The 21,534-nt window shown below is 73.3% G+C and carries 19 protein-coding genes and 1 riboswitch; of the genes, 12 read left to right on the top strand and 7 right to left on the bottom strand.

The annotated features are described in order from the left end of the window. The first annotated feature begins 27 nt into the window (after positions 1–27). Positions 28–1,521, top strand: a complete 1,494-nt coding sequence (locus AB0I67_RS40320; protein WP_357935612.1) for a hypothetical protein — start codon at positions 28–30, stop codon at positions 1,519–1,521. Positions 1,522–1,538: 17 nt separating this feature from the next. Here the strand turns inward: AB0I67_RS40320 and AB0I67_RS40325 are convergent, their stop codons facing one another. The 6 genes from AB0I67_RS40325 to AB0I67_RS40350 all read right to left on the bottom strand — a co-directional run bounded on the left by AB0I67_RS40325 (position 1,539) and on the right by AB0I67_RS40350 (position 8,277). After that, a complete protein-coding gene (locus tag AB0I67_RS40325; RefSeq protein ID WP_357935615.1) occupies positions 1,539–4,535 on the bottom strand; it encodes an FtsX-like permease family protein in 2,997 nt (998 codons plus the stop codon). Next, positions 4,532–5,344, bottom strand: a complete 813-nt coding sequence (locus AB0I67_RS40330; RefSeq protein ID WP_357935618.1) for an ATP-binding cassette domain-containing protein — start codon at positions 5,342–5,344, stop codon at positions 4,532–4,534. The genes AB0I67_RS40325 and AB0I67_RS40330 overlap by 4 nt, the downstream gene beginning before the upstream one ends. Beyond that, positions 5,325–5,972 carry an ATP-binding cassette domain-containing protein gene (locus tag AB0I67_RS40335; RefSeq protein ID WP_357935621.1) on the bottom strand — a complete coding sequence of 216 codons (648 nt, stop codon included), beginning with the start codon at positions 5,970–5,972 and terminating at the stop codon, positions 5,325–5,327. The genes AB0I67_RS40330 and AB0I67_RS40335 overlap by 20 nt, the downstream gene beginning before the upstream one ends. Before the next feature lie 127 nt (positions 5,973–6,099). After that, complete coding sequence (locus AB0I67_RS40340) at positions 6,100–7,596, bottom strand: PH domain-containing protein (protein ID WP_357935624.1); 1,497 nt, start codon at positions 7,594–7,596, stop codon at positions 6,100–6,102. Next, on the bottom strand, positions 7,593–8,078 hold the full coding sequence (locus AB0I67_RS40345) for a PH domain-containing protein (RefSeq protein ID WP_357935626.1): 486 nt from the start codon (positions 8,076–8,078) through the stop codon (positions 7,593–7,595). Before AB0I67_RS40345 ends, AB0I67_RS40340 begins: the two co-directional genes overlap by 4 nt. Then, a complete protein-coding gene (locus AB0I67_RS40350) occupies positions 8,065–8,277 on the bottom strand; it encodes a hypothetical protein (protein WP_357935629.1) in 213 nt (70 codons plus the stop codon). Before AB0I67_RS40350 ends, AB0I67_RS40345 begins: the two co-directional genes overlap by 14 nt. Positions 8,278–8,388: 111 nt before the next feature. On the opposite strand from AB0I67_RS40350, the gene AB0I67_RS40355 reads away from it, so the two are divergent. Both AB0I67_RS40355 and AB0I67_RS40360 read left to right on the top strand, forming a co-directional pair. Continuing rightward, the gene (locus tag AB0I67_RS40355; RefSeq protein ID WP_357935631.1) at positions 8,389–9,558 is read left to right on the top strand and encodes a histidine kinase; all 1,170 of its coding nucleotides are present in this window, start codon (positions 8,389–8,391) and stop codon (positions 9,556–9,558) included. After that, positions 9,555–10,199: a response regulator transcription factor gene (locus AB0I67_RS40360; protein ID WP_357935634.1), complete on the top strand. Its 645-nt coding sequence runs from the start codon at positions 9,555–9,557 to the stop codon at positions 10,197–10,199. Before AB0I67_RS40355 ends, AB0I67_RS40360 begins: the two co-directional genes overlap by 4 nt. Here the strand turns inward: AB0I67_RS40360 and AB0I67_RS40365 are convergent. Then, a complete protein-coding gene (locus AB0I67_RS40365; protein ID WP_357935637.1) occupies positions 10,196–11,254 on the bottom strand; it encodes a phosphotransferase family protein in 1,059 nt (352 codons plus the stop codon). The genes AB0I67_RS40360 and AB0I67_RS40365 overlap by 4 nt on opposite strands. Before the next feature lie 101 nt (positions 11,255–11,355). Here AB0I67_RS40365 and AB0I67_RS40370 point away from each other — a divergent pair, with 101 nt between their 5' ends. The 9 genes from AB0I67_RS40370 to AB0I67_RS40410 form a co-directional block, all read left to right on the top strand. Then, the gene (locus AB0I67_RS40370; RefSeq protein WP_357935640.1) at positions 11,356–12,669 is read left to right on the top strand and encodes an NYN domain-containing protein; all 1,314 of its coding nucleotides are present in this window, start codon (positions 11,356–11,358) and stop codon (positions 12,667–12,669) included. A 92-nt stretch (positions 12,670–12,761) separates the two neighbouring features. Beyond that, complete coding sequence (locus tag AB0I67_RS40375; protein WP_357935643.1) at positions 12,762–13,736, top strand: NlpC/P60 family protein; 975 nt, start codon at positions 12,762–12,764, stop codon at positions 13,734–13,736. 37 nt (positions 13,737–13,773) lie between these two features. Then, positions 13,774–15,276, top strand: coding sequence for an alpha-amylase family glycosyl hydrolase (locus tag AB0I67_RS40380; protein ID WP_357935646.1), 1,503 nt, complete (start codon positions 13,774–13,776; stop codon positions 15,274–15,276). 242 nt (positions 15,277–15,518) lie between these two features. Then, a riboswitch (cyclic di-AMP (ydaO/yuaA leader) is annotated at positions 15,519–15,663 on the top strand. A 49-nt stretch (positions 15,664–15,712) separates the two neighbouring features. Further along, positions 15,713–16,273, top strand: a complete 561-nt coding sequence (locus tag AB0I67_RS40385; RefSeq protein ID WP_357935648.1) for a C40 family peptidase — start codon at positions 15,713–15,715, stop codon at positions 16,271–16,273. A gap of 103 nt (positions 16,274–16,376) precedes the next feature. Continuing rightward, positions 16,377–17,153, top strand: a complete 777-nt coding sequence (locus AB0I67_RS40390; RefSeq protein WP_357935651.1) for a hypothetical protein — start codon at positions 16,377–16,379, stop codon at positions 17,151–17,153. A gap of 34 nt (positions 17,154–17,187) precedes the next feature. After that, positions 17,188–18,459, top strand: coding sequence for a M48 family metallopeptidase (locus AB0I67_RS40395; RefSeq protein WP_357935654.1), 1,272 nt, complete (start codon positions 17,188–17,190; stop codon positions 18,457–18,459). Beyond that, positions 18,456–19,781, top strand: a complete 1,326-nt coding sequence (locus AB0I67_RS40400) for a glycosyltransferase (protein WP_357935656.1) — start codon at positions 18,456–18,458, stop codon at positions 19,779–19,781. Before AB0I67_RS40395 ends, AB0I67_RS40400 begins: the two co-directional genes overlap by 4 nt. 26 nt (positions 19,782–19,807) lie before the next feature. Continuing rightward, positions 19,808–20,359, top strand: coding sequence for a toxin-antitoxin system HicB family antitoxin (locus tag AB0I67_RS40405; protein WP_357935658.1), 552 nt, complete (start codon positions 19,808–19,810; stop codon positions 20,357–20,359). A gap of 491 nt (positions 20,360–20,850) precedes the next feature. Further along, on the top strand, positions 20,851–21,534 hold a 684-nt coding region (locus AB0I67_RS40410), incomplete at its 3' end, for a DUF4097 family beta strand repeat-containing protein (protein ID WP_357935661.1).

Consider the following 21,534-nt stretch of genomic DNA (forward strand, 5'->3'; position numbering starts at 1 on the left):
TCTTGCCAGGCGACACCAGGAGCACCCGTGACCGAACCGCCCACCAACCCCTACCGGATGCCGCCGGGCCAGCCGTACACCCAGCCGGTGCGGACCGGGCGGCCCTGGATCCTGCCGGTGGTGGCGGCGGCGGTCGTGGTGCTCCTCGGCGCGGGCGTCGGCGGTTACCTCTACTTCGGCAGGACGTCGGCGGCCGGTGCGCTGCCGAAGGTCACCGAGATCAAGCCCACCGGCTCCTCGGCGGCCTCGGCCAGCCCGGCCAAGCCCGCCGCGCCCCAGGTGTGCTCGATGCTGCCCAAGGAGGAGGTCGACCGGCTGGTCCCCGAGGCCAAGGTCCTCCCCTACTCACGGGACAACGGGTACGCCGGCATCTTCAAGTGCTCCTGGGAGAACCACCGCATCTCCTACGGCGAGTGGTGGCGCCAGCGCGAGATCGAGGTGACGATCTCGCAGTACAAGGCCGAGGGCGCCGACACCGGCCGGGCGCTGGCCCAGCGCTCCTACGACCTGGACTACACGCAGGCGCGTTTCCGCGCCACCTCCAAGCCGAAGCTCGACCCGGACGAGCGAGAGAAGATCTCCGAGGTCAAGGACATCCCGGGCGTGGGCGAGGGCGCCTACGCCCAGTACACCTGGCGGCGCTCCGGCACCACGACCTGGTACTCCTACGGCGAGGCCTGGACCCGGCTCGGCGACATGGTCGTCGAGGTCAAGTACGACGCCAGCCAGCAGCGCAAGGACGCCCAGATCCTGTCCAACGAGACCACCCAGTCGATCACCGAGGAGAACGCGCTGCGCGAGGTCACCCTGCTGGTCACGCAGGTCGCCAAGAGCGTGGCCGACTGGCAGGCCCGCAACCCCGGCGTCGTCGCCGAGGCCACGCCCACGCCCACGTCCACCGCCCCGCCCTCGCCGGTGCCGACGCCCACCTTCACCACCCTCGCCGCGATGCCGCCGCCCTGCCAGGCCGCCGACCAGGCGGCCACCGCGCTGGTCCCCGGGCCGATGAAGCGCACCCGGCAGACCGCGCAGGGCAACGACACCCAGACCGAGTGCCGCTGGCTCAACCTCGAACTGCCCGGCGGCGAGGGACGCAAGAAGATCCGCAGCGTGCTGATCACCCTGCACACCTTCACCAACCGGGCCGGGCAGGCCGACCCGACCTCCGCCAAGGGGCTGTACACCCAGAAGTTCGGCAGCGCCAAGCTCATGCAGGACTTCGAGCCGGGCGACATCTCCTGGGGGCCGCCGGTCGAGCTCAAGGGGTACGGCGAGGCCGCCTTCCTGCAGTACGTGGCCGACCGCAAGAACGAGGTCTTCAACGGCGGCACCAGCCTGTGGATCCGCCAGGGCGAGGTCGTCGTGGAGGTCTCCTACGCCGGGGCCGATCTGCCGGTCGGCGAGAAGACCAACGGGTCCAAGGTGAAGCTGATGACCCGCCAGGAGACCGGGGAGGGCGCCAAGCAGGTGGCCAGGGCGGTCGCCGACGCCCTGACCGGAGGCTCGGCCACCGGGAGCTGAGCCGCGCGGCCCGGGCGTCAGGCCTGGGCCTCGCGCAGCCGGTCCACCTGGATGCCGCGCAGCAGCACCTCGCTGACCGCCATCGTGGCCAGCAGGCTGACCACGACCCCGGTGCCGAGCAGCAACGCCAGCGGCCCGGGCGCCAGGTCGAAGGGGAGCGGCGGGGTGGGCGGCGCCTCGGCGAACTGCGGGATCCGCGCCAGCGCCACCCGGGCCGCCAGCAGCCCGGCGACCAGCCCGGTCGCCATGCCCGCGCAGACCACGACGAGCTGCTCCATCAGCAGCGAGCCGCGCAGCGCGCCCAGCCGCGCCCCGGCGGCGGCCAGGGCGGCGAGCTCGTAGCGCCGCCGCCGGGCCGCGGTGTAGAGCGCCAGGACGGTCCGCCCGAGCGCGAGCGCGGCGGCGGCCAGCGCCGACACCAGCATGAGCAGGAGCGCCAGTCCGGGTCCCTCCCCGGCGTAGCGCCGCTCCAGGTCGCCGACCCGCTGAGTGGCGATCACCTCCAGCCCGGCCGCGGCCAGCGCGCCGGCGATCGGCGCGGCCCGGCCCTCGCGCACCCACACCTCGAAGCGCGCCTGCGGGGCGATGCCGAAGGCGGCCCGGTCGGCCAGGTCGAGGTCGACGACCGCCCCCGTGTCGCTCAGCCCCGGCGCGGCCGCGCTCGGCACGGCGGCCTCCACGCCGACCCCGGCCAGCAGGTCGAGGCCGGGCAGCGCCTTCGCGCCCACCTGGCCGGTGGTGATCGCGGGCAGCGGGTCGGGGTAGGTGACCAGCCGTACGCCGGAGCCGGAGTTCTCGACGAGCCGCAGCTCCAGGCCGTACTCGTCGGCCTGGACCGGGTCGCTGTCGTCGACCGGGGCCCACCGCGCGGGATCGGTCAGCCCCGCGTCCACCTCCTGCCACCGTCCGCCGGACAGCACCTCCAGGCGGTTGACCGCGACCGGCAGGACCACCGGGTCGAACTCGTCCTCGCCCGCCACGGGCAGCACCATCTCGCCGCGCAGGCCGCGCAGCTCGCAGGCCTCCTTGTGGCAGCCGGCCGGCAGCCGCCACGTGTGCCGGGTCACGCCCTTCTCCAGCCGCGCGATCGGCAGCGACACCGGTCCGACGCGCCCCGGCACCCGGATGGTCAGGAAGAACCGGACCGTCGCCTTCGGCGGGATCCGGCCGTGCGCCACCGTCATGCGCACCTGCTCCCCGCCGAGCATGGCCCGGGGCGCGCGCTGCGCCTTCATCCGCGCGGCGGCCTCGCGCAGGGCGATCCCGCCGGCGTGCCGGGGATCCCAGGAGGCGACCTCGGCCAGCCGGGCCGGGTCGGCGGCGACCATCTGCGGGCTGCCGGGCACCCGGATCACCGGCGCGGCCTGCCGGCCGGAGGGATCGGCCTTGGCGACCGCCGCGGCGAGCTGCTCCGGCGTCACCCGGCCCACCTCGATCACCGCGGGCGCGCCGAGGTGGAAGCGGGCGGTCTCGGCGTAGTTGCCCAGCGTGGCGGTCCAGGCGGCGACGGCGAAGGTGGCCAGGCCGAACGCGGTGGCCAGCACGATCATGCTGCCCGCGGTCACCGGCCCCCTGGCCACCTGCCGCAGCGCCAGGAAGGCGCCCAGCCCGCCGCGCCGCCGGGTCCGGCCGTAGCCGAGCCTCGCCAGGCCCGGCAGCGCGCGCCGGGCGAGCAGGGCCAGCGCCAGGGCGATCAGCCCCGGTACGGCCAGCGCCCCCGTACGCTGACCGGACGCGTCGGTGATCACCCCGGCGCCGAGCAGTTCGACCAGTCCCATCCCGGCCAGCGCCAGGACCACGGCGTCGAGCACCCAGCCCCGGCCGGCCCGGCGCGGCGTCCTGCGCCACTCCTCGGTGACCGGGCGGCGGGCCGTACGCCAGGCGGCGACCGCGGCGGCCAGCAGCCCGCCGGCCAGCGCGCCCGCCCCGGCCCCCAGGGCGGCGGGCGGCCACTCGGCCGGCACGTGGCGGACCACGGCCTGCGCCACCGCGCGGCCGGTCAGGACGCCGAGCGGGTAGGCCAGCGCGAGCAGCAGCAGCGGCTCGGCCAGCGCGAATCGCCAGACCCTGGGCAGGGAGTGGCCGCGCAGCCGGGCCAGCGCGATCTCGGGGGAGCGGGCCCGCACCAGGTCGGCGACGGTCTGGAAGAGCAGGAGCCAGGCCAGCGCGACGAGCTGGCCGACCACCACGTAGGTCGGCACGGCCAGCGCCCCGGCCTGGCGGGTCATGGTCCGCAGCGTGTCGCCCATCCGGGTGAAGACCGCGGCCGAGCTGACCCGGCCGACCCGCTCCACCCGGGCCTGCATGACCGCGATGGTGTCCAGGTCGCCGCCGGTGATGCGCTCCGGGTCGGCGAAGACGAGCGCGTAGTCGGTCCACTGGCCCGAGCCGAGCAGGTAGCCCTCCGAGCGGGTCTCCGGGGTGATGAAGAACGGCTCGGCGCGCTCCAGCCGGCCCTCGGTGGCCAGCGCGGCGAACAGGCTGCGGTTGAACCAGAACGGGTCGGCCGGGCTGTTGGCGCGGTAGACGCCGACCACCTTCAGCGGCCTGGCGACGAACTGGTTGGTCTTCTTGTCGTGGGCGGCGAAGGAGCTCAGGATCACCTCCTCGCCGAACCGGCCGGCGAAGCCCTCGCCCACCATGACCTCGAACGGCGCCGTGGGACACCGGCCCTCCAGGAGCGTGACGTGCTCGCACTGCCCGTCCTGCCACATGAGCGAGACGATGGTGTCCTGGCGGGCGACCTGGCTCTGCGCCTCGAAGCCGCGGATCGGCGCGCTGAGGAAGTCCGCCCCCGCGGTGAACTCCCGCAGCCCCGACTCCATGGCGACCGGGGTGGTGTAGCGCCAGCCGCGGCCGTCGGTCGGCGCCGCCCGCAGCACGTCGCGCACGATCGTGGTGCGTGAGGCCTCGGCGTACAGCGGGCCGATGCTCGCCGCGCCGACCGGGACGATCGCGACGATCAGCACGATGAGCGCGAGCGCGCGGCGCTCCCACAGGCCAAGCCAGATCATCGCTCCGCCCTCCGCAGGACCACGCCGTCCTCGATCGCCTCGATCCTGGCCATGGAGCCCGGCGGCAGCAGGTGGTGGTACTCGGGCGGCACCTGGATCGCGCCCTCCCGGCCGACCACCACGAAGTCCTCGCCGCGCCGGCCCTCGGCGCCCACCCGGCCGTCCCGGATGGTCACCGTACGGCCCAGCCCCTCGCCGACGGCCTGGTCGTGGGTGACCACGACGGCGGTCGTGCCCTCCTCGGCGGCCGAGCTGCGGATCAGCTCGACCACGGCCCGGCCGCTGTCGCCGTCGAGCTGGCTGGTCGGCTCGTCGGCCAGCAGCAGCCGGGGCCGGTTGGCCAGCGCCACCGCGACGGCCAGGCGTTGCTGCTCGCCGCCGGACAGCCGGCCCGCCGGGCTGCCGCCGAGCGGCTCCAGGCCGACGCGGCGCAGCAGGTCGCGCACGCGGCGCCGGTCGCGCCGCACGCCACGCTGGGCGAAGGCGACGTTCTGGGCCGCGCTCAGGTAGGGGATGAGGTTGCGCGCCGGGTTTTGGAGCACCACGCCCAGGTTGGCGGCCCGTACCCGGTCGAGCTTGCGCTGGTCGAGCGCGCCCAGGTCGGCGCCGTTCACCACCACCCGCCCGGCGCTGGGCCGCAGCAGCCCGGCCAGCAGCCAGAGCAACGTCGTCTTGCCCGCGCCGGAGGGGCCGAGCAGGGCGACCGTCTCACCGGCCTCCACCACGAGGTCCACGTCCCGCAGCGCCACGACCTCGACGTCCTGCGCCTTGTAGATCTGGACGACCCCGTCACACCGGACGACGCTCATGCGACCTCCCCACGTGGATCACCCGGTCGCAGCGCTCGGCGACCTCCGGGTCGTGCGTGGCCACCAGCAGGGCGGTGCCCTCGGCGGTGACGTTCATCAGCTCGTCCAGGACGACGGCGCGGTGGCCGGCGTCCTGCTCGGCGGTCGGCTCGTCGGCCAGCAGGACGGCCGGGCGCAGGGCCAGCGCCCGCGCGACCGCCACCCGCTGCTGCTGGCCGCCGGACAGCTCCTCCACCAGGTGGTCGGCGAACCGCTCGACCCGCAGCCGGTCCAGGGCGTGCGCGGCGCGCTCCATCGCCTCGGCCGGCGGCCGCCCGGCGGCGCGCAGCGCGACCTCGACGTTCTCGGCCGCGGTGAGCAGCGACAGCAGGCCGTAGGACTGGAAGATGAGCGCCAGGTCGGCGCGCAGGGCGGGCTGCTCGTCGAGGGGCACGCCCCGGACCATCACCCGCCCGGCGGCTGGAGGCAGCAGCCCGGCGAGCGTGGTGAGCAACGTGGTCTTCCCCGACCCCGACGGTCCCATCAGCGCCACCCGCTCGGCGGGCCGCAGGTCGAAGGTGAAGTCGGTGATGATCTCCCTGCCGCCCGCCCGGCAGGTCAGGGCGTGGCAGGACAGCGCGGCAAGCACGCTGCGAGCATTGGCGCATCCCTCCTGAACGGCAACATCGGTGTCTAAAGCGTTGCAAGTAAGTTGCAAGGTCCCCCGATAGCGTGAAAACGGATCACCCAGCACAGGGGCCTGGGTGATCCGTTCGTTATCGTTTCGTGAGGAACTTGTCGAGCAGGCCTGGTACCGTCCGCGCCGCCAGGTCGAGCCCGGCGGAGCCGTCCAGATCGGGCACGTCGTAGTGCCCGGGGCCGGCGGCCGTGGTCGCGGTGAGCGTGATCAGGCCGAGCCGCCGCTGGAAGTAGCTCTCCTTGATCCGCCAGCCGATGATGCCGCGCCGCTCCAGCGCCACCGTCCGCCGCGCGGCCACGCCCTGGCGCGAGACCAGGTGCCGCTCGCCCAGCGCGTGCCCCAGCGCCCGGTACTCCGCCCGGGCGTACAGCAGCGCGATCGGCAGGTTCACCAGCGGCAGCAGCCAGATCCAGGCCGGCAGCCACCACAGGTCCAGCAGCCCGGCCACGCCGGCCAGCACGACCGTCTCCACCACGCCCAGCCGCAGCCGGCGATGGAGCGCCGCCTTCGGCCGGCCGTGCAGCCGGGCCGGCAGGGCGGACCCGGAGACCTGACCGGCCAGCTCCAGCGCGCCGGCCAGCGGCATCGGCGGGGTGAGCACCGAGACGTCGTCGGCCTCCTTCTCCTCCCGCTTGCGCAGGCCGGTGGTCACCACCTTGACCCGCGCGCCGCCGCCCAGCCGCAGCAGCAGCGGCTCGGCCAGCTCCACGCCGCGCAGCCGCCGCTCCTCCAGCGTCATCGAGCGCGTGGTGAGCAGCCCCCGGCTCAGCCGCAGCCGCCCCGGCTCGCGCTCCAGCCGGTAGCGGCCCCACGAGGTCGCGAAGACCGCCGCCGCTCCGGCCGCGCCGGCCAGCACGTTCACCGCGAGGATCAGCGGGACCGCCCTCCACGGGTCGCCGGTGACCCACTTCCAGGCGGACTCGGCCAGGCCCTCGTCCAGGCCGAGTGCGTCCAGCGGCTTGTAGGCCGCGCCGAGCACCAGGGCGGCGCCGATGAACGACCACACCGTGAGCGGCGCGTACCGCAGCCACGACCAGTCGAGCACGGCCAGCGCCGGACGCTCGTGCTCGGCGGCCCCGGCCGCTCCCGTGGCCGGGGCGCGCAGCAGCAGGGCGTGCCGCAGGTCCTCGGCCTCCTGCCGGGTGAGCGGGTCGAGGGTCAGCTCGGCGTGCTCGCCGCCCGCCTGCTCGCCGGTGCCGACCTTCACCACGGCCAGGCCCAGGGCCCGCCGTACCGGGTCGGCTTTGAGATCGACGCTGCGCACCCGCTCGCGCGGGATCGAGCGGTGCTGCCGTACGGCGACGCCGCTGCGCAGCTCCAGCCGCTCGCCGGTCAGCCGCCAGCTCGTCGTGCGCAACCGCAGCAGGTCGTAGACCAGCGTGCCCAGCACGATGAGCACGCCCGCGCCCGCGCAGGCCAGCACGGTCGGCGTGACGCCCCAGTCGTTGGCCGAGGCGATGCGCACCAGCACCAGCACCGCCGGGGCGACGATGGTGAAGGAGAGCACCGCGGAGGCGGCCAGGCTGCGGCGGTCGAGGCCGCGCCAGTCCGTGCCGGCGACCTCGGCGCTCACGTGGCGTCACCCGGCGTGGCCTGGGTGATCGCGGTCAGCCGCTCGGCCAGCTCGGCGGCCTGGGCCGCGTCGAGCGCGTGCAGGGTGATCGCCCCGGCGGAGGAGGCCGTGGTGACCTTCACGTCGGCCAGCCCGAACAGGTTCTGCAGCGGCCCGCGACGGGTGTCGACGGTCTGGATCCGTGACATCGGCGCCACCCGCCAGACCCGCTCCAGCCAGCCGGTGCGGGTGTAGACGGCCTCCTCGGTGACCTCCCAGCGCTGGAAGCGGTAGAGCATGCGCGGCCCGATCACCGACATCGCGCAGCAGGCCAGCAGCACGGCGGCGGTCACCGCGCCGAGCCAGAGCGGCCGGTCGGTCAGGAACCAGTACGCCGGCACGACCACGGCGGCCAGCACGGCGGTGAGGATCAGCCGCTCGGCGGTCCAGCACGCGACCGCGCGCGGGTCGGGGGCGTGGCGCGGCGGCCTAAGCGTCGTCACCGGCGCTCCGATCCACCAGCACGATCAGCACCACCGCGAGGACGCCCACGATGAGGTTGGCGAAGACCTCGTACCCCTCGAAGAGCGCCAGCCGGTTGACCAGGGAGAAGCCGTCGCCGCTCCACCAGATGGCGTTGGCGACGCCGCCGACGCTCTGGATGATGAGGATCACGCCGATGATGTTCAGGACCTTGCTCATGGCCTCCACGATGGCCGCCCGGGGGGACGCCCCGCGTCGGCCACCGGTCGGGAGCGACACCGACTTTGGTCGGTGTTCAGCGGGGCCCGCCACCCCCTAACCTCGGAGAACGTGACGGAGTATCGGTGGCTGCTGCCCTCGGTCCTGCTCGGCGACGGGCGGGAGGGCCGGCCGGTCAAGCGCTCGACGCGGGACTGGATCGTCGACGTGGCCCTCTTCGTGCTGGCCGCGCTGGCCACCCTCTTCGTCATCGAGGACCTGCGGCTGGGCGACCGGCCCATCGACGTGGTCGAGCAGGTGCTGGCCGCGCTGTCCTGCATCTCGCTGTGGCTGCGCCGCCGCTGGCCGGTCACGCTGTGCGTGGTGCTGACGCTGGTGTCGGCCTACTTCATCCTGGTCGGCGTCGCCGCCGCGATCCTGCTGTTCACCGTGGCGGTGCACCGGCCGTTCCGGATCTCCGGCCCGCTCATGCTGCTCAACGTGGCCACTCTGTTCCCGGCCGGCGCCTGGCGGCCGGATCCCGATCTGGGCTACTGGGGCGCGTTCTGGTTCGGCACCGGCCTGGTGCTGGTCTTCTCCGCCTGGGGCATGCTCGTGCGGGCGCGGCGCCAGCTCGTCTGGTCGTTGCGCCGCCAGGCCGAGGACTCGGCGCAGGAGGCGCGCCGGCTCGAACGCGAGCGCATCGCCCGCGAGATGCACGACGTGCTGGCCCACCGCATCTCCATCCTGAGCCTGCACGCCGGGGCGCTGGAGTTCCGGCCGGACGCCTCGCCCCGGGAGATCGCCCAGGCGGCCGGCGCCATCCGGGCCAGCGCGCACCAGGCGCTGCAGGACCTGCGCGAGGTGATCGGCGTGCTGCGGGCGGGCGGCGAGGAGGCCGCGCCCGAACGTCCCCAGCCCACTCTCGACGACATCCAGGAGCTGGTCACCGAGTGCCGGCAGGCCGGGATGCTCATCCGGCTGTCGGTCGAGGCGGGCGAGGTGCCCGAGCGGCTCGGGCGCGACTCCTACCGCATCGTCCAGGAGGCGCTCACCAACGCGCGCAAGCACGCGCCCGGCGCTCTCGTCACGGTCCGCGTGTGGGGCGCACCCGGCGAGGGGCTGAGCATCCGGGTGCGCAACCCGCAGCCGGTGCGCGCCGGCCGCTTCCCCCTGCCGGGCGCGGGCTCGGGCCTGATCGGCCTGGCCGAGCGCGTCTCGCTGCTCGGCGGGCGCCTCACGCACGGCACCGCACCCGGCGGCGACTTCGACCTGGAGGCCTGGCTACCGTGGAACGCGTGATCCGTGTCCTGATCGTCGACGACGACGCCCTGGTCCGCGCCGGGCTCTCCATGATCCTGGCGGGCGCCGGCGACATCGAGATCGTGGGCGAGGCCGCCGACGGCGCCCAGGTGCCGCCGCTGGTCTCGAGCCTGCGGCCCGACGTCGTCCTGATGGACATCCGCATGCCGCAGATCGACGGCCTGGCGGCCACCGAGACGTTGCGCGCCGCGCCGGAGCCGCCCGAGGTGGTCGTGCTCACCACCTTCCACGCCGACGCCCAGGTGCTGCGCGCGCTGCGGGCCGGGGCGGCCGGCTTCCTGCTGAAGGACATCCCGCCCGCCGACCTGGTCGCCGCGATCCGCCGGGTGGCCGCGGGCGAGCCCATCCTGTCGCCGGCGGTGACCCGCCAACTGATCACCCACGTCTCCGACGGCGCGGGACCCGACCGGCGCACCCGTGCCCGCGGCCTGCTGGAACGGCTCAGCGAGCGCGAGCGCGAGGTGGCGATCGCGGTCGGGCAGGGCAAGTCCAACGCCGAGATCGGCGGCGAGCTCTACATGAGCGTCGCCACGGTCAAGGCGCACGTCTCGCGCATCCTGACCAAGCTCGGGCTCAACAACCGGGTGCAGATCGCCCTGCTGGTCTACGACGCGGGCTAGCCCAGCATGGCCTCCAGCCGCGCCCGGTGCATGACCAGGTCGTCGGGGTCGTCCGGCATGGCCTGCTCGCCGAAGTGGATGCGGCGGTGCCAGACCCTGGCCATGATCACGCCGTGCCGCAGGGCCGCGTAGGTCTCGTAGAAGTCGAGGTCGCGCGGCTCGTAGCCGCTCGCCTGCCGGTAGGCGGCGCAGACCTGCTCCCGGGTCAGGAAATCGGGCAGCCCCGGCAGCCCGAACACTTCGGCCACGTCCTGGAAGAAGCGGTGCAGGAAGATCATCCAGCCGAGGTCGAGCTCCGGCGGGCCGCAGGCGGCCATCTCCCAGTCGAGCACGGCCACCGGCTCGAAGTCGCGGTACATCACGTTGCCGATCCGGGCGTCGCCCCAGCTCAGCACGTCAGGCCCGGGTTCGGCCGGCCAATGGTCCTCCAGCCAGGCGAAGGCCCGCTCCAGCAGGGGGACGGGCAGCGCGCCGTGCGCCCAGTCGTAGTAGCGGCGGGTCGCCGTCACGTGCGCGCGCAGGCCGGGCGGCCCGAGGAAGTCCAGCCGGCCGGGGGACAGGGGCGCCGTGTGCAGGGCGGCCAGCAGGCCGACCGTGCGGTCCTGCAACCGCCGCAGGTCGGCCGGGTCGGCCTCCAGCAGCCAGCCCTCGAAGGTGTACGGCATGACGTCCGGCGGCACCAGGCCCTCCTCCCGCGCCATGACCAGGAACGGCACGCCCAGGTGCGCCGGATCGGGCTCGAACCACAACGGGCGCGGGGCCGGCACGTGCCCGGCGGCCAGCCGCATCACCTCGAACTGGGCGCCCAGGTCGTAGCTGGGGAAGACCGGGACCGCCTCGGGAGCCGGGGCCAGCCGGGCCACGCACCGCTGCTCGCGGCCGTCCGGGGCGAGCCTGGCGGTGAAGAAGAGCGTCTCGCTGGACAGGCCGTTGCCGGTCGGGCGCTCCAGCTCGGAGACCGCCGAGCGCTCGCCGGTCCGGCCGCGCAGCCAGGTCTGGACGCGCAGGCGCAGGTCGTCGAGGTCGCGGGTGGAGGTGCGCAACTGCTCCGGCATGGCACAGTCGTATACCCCTACCAAGCGCTTGTCCAGGTTCGGTCACGGGTGCGGCAGCCGTACCCTTGTGAAAAGAAAGACAACCTGACGGAGGCGTAAGGATGAGCTCAGCCGGCGAAGGCCTGTCTCGTCCGCTTCCCGAGCAAGTCCGGCTCAACGTCGTGGATCTGGCCGCCCAGGTGCTCGGGTCGGCGCCCGCTGCCGCCATTCCGCCGCCGCTGCGCGGCATCGCGCGCTTCGATCCGCGCAAGCGCGCCAAGCTCGGCGGCGCGCCGATCGCCGCCCAGCTCGAGAACGACAAGGAATTCCGCGAGCTGGTCGCCGAGGCCGTCGAGAAGGGCTGGCCCGAGCTCGCGGCGAGCCTGGCCGAAGGCACCGTCCCGCCCGCGGCCGACCCCGTGCTGGTGGCTGCCGCTGCCTATCTCATCCGCCCGCCCGGCTGGCCGCAGATGGTGGAATCCGCCCGCGCCGACCTCGAACAGGTGGCCGCCGCCGCCGAGGGCAGCGCGCAGGAGCAGACCGTCGTGCGGCTGCGCGAGCAGGTCGCCGCGCTGAAGAGCGCGGCCAAGGAGGAGGCCGAGCGGCTGCGCGAGCAGCTCAAGGCGGCCCGCGCGGAGAACTCCGACCTGCGCCGCAAGCTTCACGAGTCGCGCGAGCGCGCCAAGGCCGCCGACCGGCGCGCCGAGGAGCTGGAGCAGGAGGCCCAGGAGGCCCGATCGCTGGCCGCCAGCGCGGGCAGCTCGGGCGAGGCCGAGCTGCGCCGGCTCAAGGAACGGCTCCACGACGTCGAACGGCAGCTCGAAGCCTCCCGCCGCGCCGCCCGCGAGGGCCGCAGCATCGAGGACGCGCGCATCCGCGTGCTGCTTGACGCGCTGCAGGACGCCTCGGCCGGGCTGCGCCGCGAGCTGGCGCTGCCGACCACCATCCACCGGCCGGCCGACTCGGTCACCGGCCTGGCCCCGGGCACGCCCAAGGTCGCGGCGCGGGCGCTGGCCGACGACGACCCGCAGCTCTTCGACCAGATCGTGGCGCTGCCCCAGGTCCATCTGATCATCGACGGCTACAACGTCACCAAGACCGGGTACGGCACGCTGACCCTGGCCGACCAGCGGGCCCGGCTGATGACCGGCCTGGCCGGGCTGGTCGCGCAGACCCGCATCGAGGTCACCGTGGTCTTCGACGGCGCCGAGCTCAACGCGCACGTCGCGGTCAACGCCCCGCGCGGCGTCCGGGTGCTGTTCAGCCAGCCGGGGGAGATCGCCGACGACCTCATCCGGCAGCTCGTGCGCGCCGAGCCGCCGGGCCGCGCGGTGGCCGTGGTCTCCTCCGACCGAGAGGTGGCCGAATCGGTGCGGAAGATGGGAGCCAGACCGGTTCCGTCCGCTCTGCTGTTGCGCCGGCTCGGCCGCGCCTAGCGTTTGCCGGGGCAGGATTCCCCGAAGCGTTCAGTTCACACCTGCAACTTCTGTACCATTTGCCCCAGGTGTGATCACTGGGAGGCGACGCTGTGAGGTTGGGCCGGGTACCGCTGGTCGCCGGATTGGCGGTCGGAGCGTTGCTGGTACATCCCGGCGGGGCGGTCGCCGACCCCAAGCCGACCGTCCGGCAGGCCAAGGCCCGCCTGGCGAAGCTCAACGACCAGGCCGACAAGGTCGTCGACCGCTACAACAAGGCGACCGAGGACTACAAGGCCGCCAAGAGCCGGTACGGCAAGCTGAACGAGCGCTACAAGGCCAAGCTGGCCACCGTCGCCGGGCTGCGCTCGCAGGTGGTCACCATGGCGGTCGACAGCTACCAGACCGGCACCGACCTGACCGCCGCCACGGTGGTCCTCGGCAACGACAGCCCGGCCGACACGCTCACCGGCATGGCCCTGGCCGACCAGCTCGCCGCCGAGCGCGGCCAGCGCCTGGCGCAGTTCCTCCAGGAGAACCAGGGCCTCAAGGCCCAGCGGGACGAGGCCGAGAGCGCGCTGAGCGACGCCGACGCCAAGCGGGACAAGGTCGCCGATGACCGGTCCGAGATCCTCAAGCTGATCAAGAAGCAGAAAGCCCTGCTGGTCCGGCTGGGCGCCTACAAGACCGGTGACCCCAACAGCCCGGGTCTGGTCTACAACGGCCCGGCCCGAGGCAACGCCGCCGCCGCGCTCACGTTCGCCTACGCCCAGGTCGGCAAGCCGTACCGGTACGGAGGCACGGGGCCGGACGGCTTCGACTGCTCCGGGCTGACCCAGGCCGCCTGGCGGGCGGGCGGCGTGGAGCTGCCGCGCACGACGTGGGACCAGTGGGCCTGGGGCGCCAACCGCAAGGTGGACCTCAAGGCGCTCCAGCCGGGCGACCTGGTCTTCAGCGAGGGCCTGGGGCACGTGAGCCTGTACGCGGGCGACGGCAAGATCGTGCACGCGCCGCAGACCGGTGACGTGGTCAAGGTGGTCAATCTCGCCGACTACGGCAGACCGCTGGTAGGCGCCGTCCGCCCCTAAGGTGGTGAGAAATATCACCTTATAAAGGGGCGCTTCCGTGTGGCTTCGTGACGCCGTCCTGTACCAGATCTACCCCCAGAGCTTCGCCGACGCCAACGGCGACGGCATCGGCGACCTCGCCGGCATCGAGTCGCGCCTGGACTACCTGTCCTGGCTCGGCGTCGACGCGCTCTGGCTGAGCCCGTGCTTCGCCTCGCCGATGGCCGACGCCGGCTACGACGTGCGCGACTACTTCAGCATCGACCCCCGCTACGGCACTGAGGCGGACCTGCTCTCCCTGGTGGAGAAGGCCCGCGCCAAGGGCATCCGCATCCTGCTCGACCTGGTCGCCGGGCACACCTCCGACCAGCACCCGTGGTTCCTGGCCTCCGCCGCCGACCCCGGCGACCACCGCTACATCTGGTCCGACCGTGAGGTCCCCGGCTTCGTGCCCTCACCGGGCAGCCGGCCGGGCTCCTACCGCCCCAACTTCTTCGCCTTCCAGCCGGCCCTGAACTTCGGCTACGCGCGTCAGGACGAGGCCGAGCCCTGGCGCCAGCCGGTCGACGCGGAAGGGCCCACGGTCAACCGCAGAGCGCTGCGCGAGATCATGTCCCACTGGCTGGAGCGCGGCGTGTCGGGCTTCCGGGTGGACATGGCCGCCTCGCTGGTCAAGGACGACCCCGGCCACGTGGAGACCGCCAAGCTCTGGCGCGAGCTGCGCGGCTGGCTCGACGAGGCCTTCCCGGAGGCCGTGCTGCTGTCGGAGTGGGGCGATCCCAAGGTCTCGGTGCCCGGCGGCTTTCACGCCGACTTCTTCCTGCACTTCTCCGGCCTGGCCTTCCGCTCGCTGTGGGACAACGGCGCGGTGACCACCGAGTGGGACAAGATCGACTCGCCCTACTTCGACCCGGCCGGGGCCGGCACGACCGCGCACTTCCTGGCCGAGTGGCAGGAGGCCATGGAGGTCATCGGCGCCTCCGGCCTGATCTCGCTGCCCTCCAGCAACCACGACTGGCCGCGCCTGGCCAGCGGTACGCGCGAGGGCGAGCAGCTCAGGGCCGCCTTCACCTTCCTGCTGACCTGGCCGGGCCTGCCGGCGATCTACTACGGCGACGAGATCGGCATGCGGTACGTGCCCGGCCTGCCGGACGTCGAGGGCAGCCGGCTCCTGCCCGGCTACAACCGCGCCGGCTCCCGTACCCCCATGCAGTGGGACAAGGCCGACCCGCAGATCACCTACCTGCCCGCCGACCCCGACCCGGCGCGCCCCAACGTCGCCGACCAGCGCGCCGACCCCGGCTCGCTGCTGCACACCGTCCGCGAGCTGATCGCCCTGCGCCGGGCCCATCCCGATCTCGGTACGGCGGAGCCGGTCGAGGTGCTGCACGCCGGTTACCCGTTCGTCTACCGGCGCGGGCGGTTCGTGGTCGCCGTCAACCCGGGCGCCGCGCCGGCGTCGGTCGAACTGCCGGGTTCGCGAGGCCGGCTCGTATCCGGCGCGGCGGCGGACTGGATCCGGCTCGACGGCTTCGGTCACGCGATCTTCGAACTGGTGTGACGCATGTGACAGATGTGACTTGACGGGCATTGTGAGGAGGTCAATGTGACGCGAATCACAAAGACATCACGAAACGGTGATGGAGCAGGGATCGCTCTTCTGACTATCGCGCGGGGAAATCCTGACTCTTGACGGTGGCTTTGCCCTCCGTTGGCGTGCGGGGTACCTTCTGGCCTCGCGGCGTTCCAGCCAGGACGCCGCGATTTCGCGAGTCGGCCGCAAGATCGCCGATCGGACAGATTGAGATCCGCTTGCCGAATCCGCGCAGCCAGGAGGCGCGGAGCCGGGGACCCAGAGTTCCAGGGGTGAATCAGCGCAGCGCGCTGTAGGGCGACCTTCCACGCCCGAATCCGTCAGCTAACCCGGTAGGCGTTCGTGGAAGTCCCGAGGAGACACCCTGTCTACCCGTCAGATCCCCCGTTTGTCATGCCTTGCCATGGGCGGAGTCGTGTTCGGCACCGCCCTCACCGGCCTCACCGCCACTCCGGCACAGGCCGTGACGAACACCCCCGCCGCCGCTCCGGTCACTTCGAGCGGTACCGCCACGGTGGTCACGACCACCGGGCGGCCTGCGAAGATCGCTTGGCCCGCCAAGGCCGCCCGGTCCGCCCGGGCCGCCAAGGCGGCCAGGCAGAAGGTGAGGGCCGCCAAGGCCGTCGCCGTCGCCAAGGCCCAGATCGGTGACCCGTACCGCTTCGGCGCCACCGGGCCCGGCTCGTTCGACTGCTCCGGCCTCGTCCAGTACGCCTGGCGCAAGGCCGGGATCAGGATCCCGCGCGTGACGCACAGCCAGTACGCGGGCATCAGGACCAAGGTGTCGTGGCGCAACCTGCGCCCCGGCGACCTGATGTTCTTCAGCGGGCGCGGGCACGTCGGCATGTACGTCGGCAAGGGCCGGATGGTCCACTCGCCTCGCACCGGCAAGACCGTGCGGGTCGAGAAGCTCAGCGGCTGGCGCAAGCGCGCCTTCGCCGGAGCGGTCCGCCCCGGCGGCTGACCTCGTGAAGGCCCCGCCCTGTTCCGGGCGGGGCCTTCGCCGGTTTCCCCCTCTGCTTTCCGGCTTTTCCGGCTGGGTGGGCGGGTGCCGCTAACCTGGCAGGATGCCGACCCGGGTGACCCGCAGAGCCGCACTGCTGCTCGCGCTCACCTGCACCGCGGCCGCCCCCCTCGACCCGCCGGCCCCCTTCCGCGGGGCCACCGCCACCCACGGCGCCGCCTCCCGCGTGCTCGCCGAGCCGGGCACGCCGGCCGGCCTCGACCTCCCCGACCTGGCCCGCCGCGCCGACACCGCCGCCACCCGCGTGGACCGCACGCTGGCCACCCGGGTCCGGCCCCTGGTCCTGGTCCCCGCCACCGACGCCGGCGCCGCCCGCCTGATCGGCGCCGCGCCCGAAGCCCTCGCCGGCCTCGCCGCCCTGGCCGACCAGGGCCGGGTGATCATCGTCCCCGGCGGCTACACCCGCCTCACCGAGACCGGCCGCGACGTCGTCCTCACCCACGAGCTCACCCACGTGGCCGCCGGAACCGGCCGCGTCCCGCCGTGGCTGCGCGAGGGCTTCGCCGACTACGTCGCCTACCGCGACTCCGGCCTGAGCGTCGAGGCCGCCGCCGCCGAGCTGCTGGCCGACATCCGGGCGGGACGCCTGCCGTACCGGCTGCCGGAGGGTTTCGGGCCGCCCCGGCAGGCTCAGGCCTACCAGGAGGCGTGGCTCGCCTGCCGGCTCATCGCCGCCGAGTACGGCGAGGCGCGGCTCGTGCGGCTCTACCGGGACGCCGCGCAGGGCAAGCTTGATCTGACGCCGTTCGGCGACTTCACCGCGAGATGGCGCGCCCATCTCAAGCACCTGGGGAGAGGCGATGACGGAGCGGGGGCTTGAGGGAGAGGTTCAAGGAGAGGTTCAGGGAGAGGCGATGGCCGAGGGGGAGCGCGGTGCACCGAGGCCGGGGCTGCTGCGCAGGCAGGCGGGCATCGCGCTGGCCGTGCTGGGCGCGGCGATCGTGGCCGTGGTCGCCTTCACCACGCCCTGGGACCCGCTGCCGCTGCGGGTGCAGCCCGATCCGGCCCGTGACTTCACCCCGGCCGAGATCGCCCGCGCCCAGGCGTTCGACTCGGCGCTCAGCGCGCCCGCCTACCTGTCGCTTGGCCTCACCGTGCTCTTCGCCGGGATCCTCATCGCCACGCCCTTCGGCGCCCGCGTCCTGGCCCTGCTGCGCGGGCCGTGGTGGCTGCGGGTGCTGCTGGGCGTGCTCGTGCTCACCCTGCTGGTCGAGGCGCTGCGCTGGCCGCTGGGGATGTGGTACGAGGTACGGCTGCGCGAGTTCGGGCTGTCCACGCAGGACTGGGGCTCGTGGAGCGCCGACCGGCTCAAGAACATCGCCGTCCGCGTCGCCATCCTCGGCGTGATGATCGTCGTGCTGGCGGCGCTGGCGCGACGGCTCAAGCGCTGGTGGATCCCGGCCGCCGCCGGTGCCTTCGCCTTCACCCTCGCCGCCTCCTTCGTCTACCCGATCGTCTTCGAGCCGCTCTTCAACGACTTCCGCTCGATGCCTCCCGGCCAGCTCCGCACCGACCTGCTCGCCATGGCCCAGCGCGACGGCGTGCCCGTCGACGACGTGCTCATCGCCGACGCCTCCCGGCGCACCACCGCGCTCAACGCCTACGTCTCCGGCTTCGGCGCCACCCGCCGCATCGTCGTGTACGACACGCTGCTCAAGGCGCCCGCCGACGAGGTCGAGCTGATCGTCGCGCACGAACTCGGCCACGCCAAGAACCGCGACGTGCTCAACGGCACGCTCATCGGCGGGCTGGGCGCCGCCTTCGGCGCCGTCCTGCTCTTCCTGGTCTACGGTCTGGTACGGCGGCGCACCGGCGGCCTGTCCATCGCCGACCCCCGCGCGGTCGGCGTCGTCATGGGACTGATGAGCCTGGCCACCGTCCTGTCCGGCCCGCTCCAGAACGTCGTCAGCCGGCACGTCGAGGCCCGGGCCGACCTCAACTCCCTCGACCTCACCCGCGACCCGGCCACCTTCATCGCCATGCAGAAGCGGCTGGCCGTCACCAACATCTCCGACCTTTCGCCCGACTGGCTGGAGTACCTGCTGTACGCCTCCCACCCGACCGCCCCCCAGCGCATCGCCATGGCCCGCACCTGGGCCCTGGAGAACGGCCTTCCCGAGCCGTGAGCAGGGTCCTGATCGTCACCAACGACTTCCCGCCCCGGCCCGGCGGCATCCAGTCGTTCGTCCACGGTCTGGCCTCGCGCCTGCCCGGGGTGGTCGTGTACGCCTCCTCGTGGCGGGGGAGCGCCGAGTTCGACGCGCGCCAGCCGTACCCGGTGATCCGGCACCCCTCCTCCGTCATGCTGCCCACGCCCGCCGTCGCCCGCCGGGCCGCCGCCCTGGTCGCCGCGTACGGCGTGGACACCGTCGTCTTCGGCGCCGCCGCCCCGCTCGGGCTGCTCGCGCCGCGCCTGCGGGCCGCGGGGGTGCGGCGGGTCGTCATGCTCACCCACGGGCACGAGGCGTCCTGGGCGGCGGTGCCGGGCTTCCGCTCCGTGCTGCGCCGGATCGCCGCCTCGGCCGACGTCGTCACCTACCTGGGCGACTACACCCGTGCGCGGCTCCTGCGCGCCGTGCCCGCCGCCAAGCTCGTCCGCCTGGCCCCCGGGGTGGACCCCGCCCGTTTCCGCCCTTCCCCCGCCGCCGCCTCCGCCGTCCGCGCCCGCCTGGGCCTCGGCGACCGGCCCGTCGCGGTGTGCGTGTCGCGCCTTGTCCCGCGCAAGGGCCAGGACCAGCTCATCCGGGCCTGGCCGTACGTCCTTCGCGCTCTGCCCGACGCCGTCCTCCTCTTGGCCGGTGGCGGCCCTTACCGCCGCCGTCTGGAACGCCTGGCCGCCTCCCTGTCCCTCACCACCTCCACCGGCTGGCCCACTCCCACCCAGCCCCCTACGCCGGCCCACCCCACTCCGGTGCGCCGGCCCCCCACATCCGCCCCGCCCATTACGACGGGTCAGCCCACCACGTCCGCCCCGCCCGTTCCGGCGGGTCAGCCCCCTGCGGCGGTCCAACCGTTTCCATCCGGCCAACCCATTACGCCGCTGTCACCAACCTGCGCGCCCGCCGACATCCATTTCACCGGCACCATCCCCGCCGAAGACCTGGCGTCACTGTACGCCGCCGCTGACGTCTTCGCGATGCCATGCCGCACCAGATGGCGCGGAATAGACGTCGAAGGCCTGGGCATCGTCTTCCTGGAAGCCTCAGCCGCCGCCCTCCCGGTGATCGCCGGCGCCTCGGGCGGCGCCCCCGACGCGGTACGGCACGGCGAAACCGGCCTGATAGTCGACGGCGAATCCCTCCCAGACCTGACCACAGCCCTCATAGACCTCCTCTCCGACCAGGACAGATCCCGAAAAATGGGCATCCTGGGCCGAGAGTGGATCACCCAGGAATGGTCCTGGGACCAAGTAGTCACCCGCTTCGACAGCATCCTGCGCTTGCCATGACGTCGCGATGATGCCATGATGACGTCATGGAGTTGACGACGTACATCGAAGGCCTCCGCCAAGAGTTCGGCTCGGCGGCAGAGGCCGCCGGCCCGGAGGCCGCGTCCGCAGCCGACCGTCTGACCTCGGTCCTGGAGTCGGCGATCCGGCTCACCCTCATCGAGGTCCTGTCCGACGCCGCCGACGAGGTCACCCGCCAGATCGACCCGGCCGTCGTCGAACTACGCATCCGCGGCCGCGAGCCCCAATTCGTGGTCTCCGGCCCCCTGGCCCACCCAGGCCACCCCGCCCACCCCGGCCACCCCGACTACGCCAGCCCCCCGGCCCCGCCCGTACCCCCCACCCCGCCCTTCCCCCCGCCCCCACCCGGCTACGAGCCCACGGAGGACGGCACAGCCCGCATGACGCTGCGCCTGCCCGAATCCCTCAAATCCCGCATCGAACAAGCCGCGAGCTCCGCCGGCGTCTCGGTGAACTCCTGGCTCGTCCGAGCCCTCTCCACCGCCCTCTCCGACCCCACCACCGCCCACCCCACCCCACCCCCAACCGGCAAACGCCTAAGCGGTTGGGTCCGCTAGAAAGCCCACCCGAGCCCCCTCGGAGCCGCCGACACCAGCGCCTCGTCACGGGGGCCGCAGCACCACCCCTGGCGGACACGGTTCTGAGCAAGACCAGCCCAACTCGGCTACGACGACACCGGGAGGACGCCAGGCACCACGACGCCGGCCACCACGACGTCAACGTTTTGACGAGCGCGGAAGGTGGCGCCCGGTGCGACGTCAGCGGGTGCGACCTCACCCGCCCGCCGATTCATGGCCCACCCCTTGCCGCCCCGCTAGATGCACCTGACGCACCTGACGCACCTGAGGCATGTGAGGCATGTGAGGCATGTGAGGCACATGAGGCATCTAAGACGCCTGAGGCGCCCGAACCACCCAACGTGCACGTGAGCCACGCAGCCAACCCCGCGCGGCCACCAGCAGAACCACAGCCCTAACCCACCCATCACCCACCGAACCGGAGCTTTGCCATGCCCGAATTCCCCACTCCAGCCCCCATCACCCTCCACGTGGAAATCCCCGCCGGCCGCATCCGCCTCACTGCCTCCCCCCGCCCCGACACCACGGTCGAAATCCGCGGCCTCAACAAAAGCGGCGAGGAATACGCCGAATCCATCTCCGTCCAACACTCCGGCGACACCATCTCGATCCTCGGCCCCCGCCAAAGCCTGATGCGTTCCCCTTCCGTCGAGGTCCTGGTCGCCCTCCCCGCCGGCTCCCACCCCACCGTCAAAACCGCCTCAGCCGACATCTCCCTCCACGGCCCCTTCGACGTCACCCGCCTCCACACCGCCTCCGGCGACATCCACTTCGACCGCCTAGGCGCCACCCGCATCAAAACCGCCTCAGGTGACGTCGCGGGTGACGTCATCGAGGGCGACGCCGACATCACCACGGCCTCGGGCGACGTCCGCATCGCCTCCATCACCGGCGACGCCAAAATCGACACCGCCTCCGGCGAGTACACCCTCCGCCACGTCGCCGGCGACATCACCGCCAAGTCCGCCTCCGGCGACCTCGACTTCACCAACGTCCAGGGCCGAAGCCTGAACGCCCGTACCGCCTCCGGCGACGTCACCGTCGGCATCCCCGACGGCATGGACGTGTCGCTGTCCATGGAGGCCGACGACGTCACGCCCAACCGCATCACCGCCGCCAAGCGCGCCGCCCAGCAGTTCGCGCTCGACCTGCCC

The sequence above is a fragment of the Nonomuraea sp. NPDC050310 genome (assembly GCF_040655795.1).
Lineage (GTDB): Bacteria > Actinomycetota > Actinomycetes > Streptosporangiales > Streptosporangiaceae > Nonomuraea.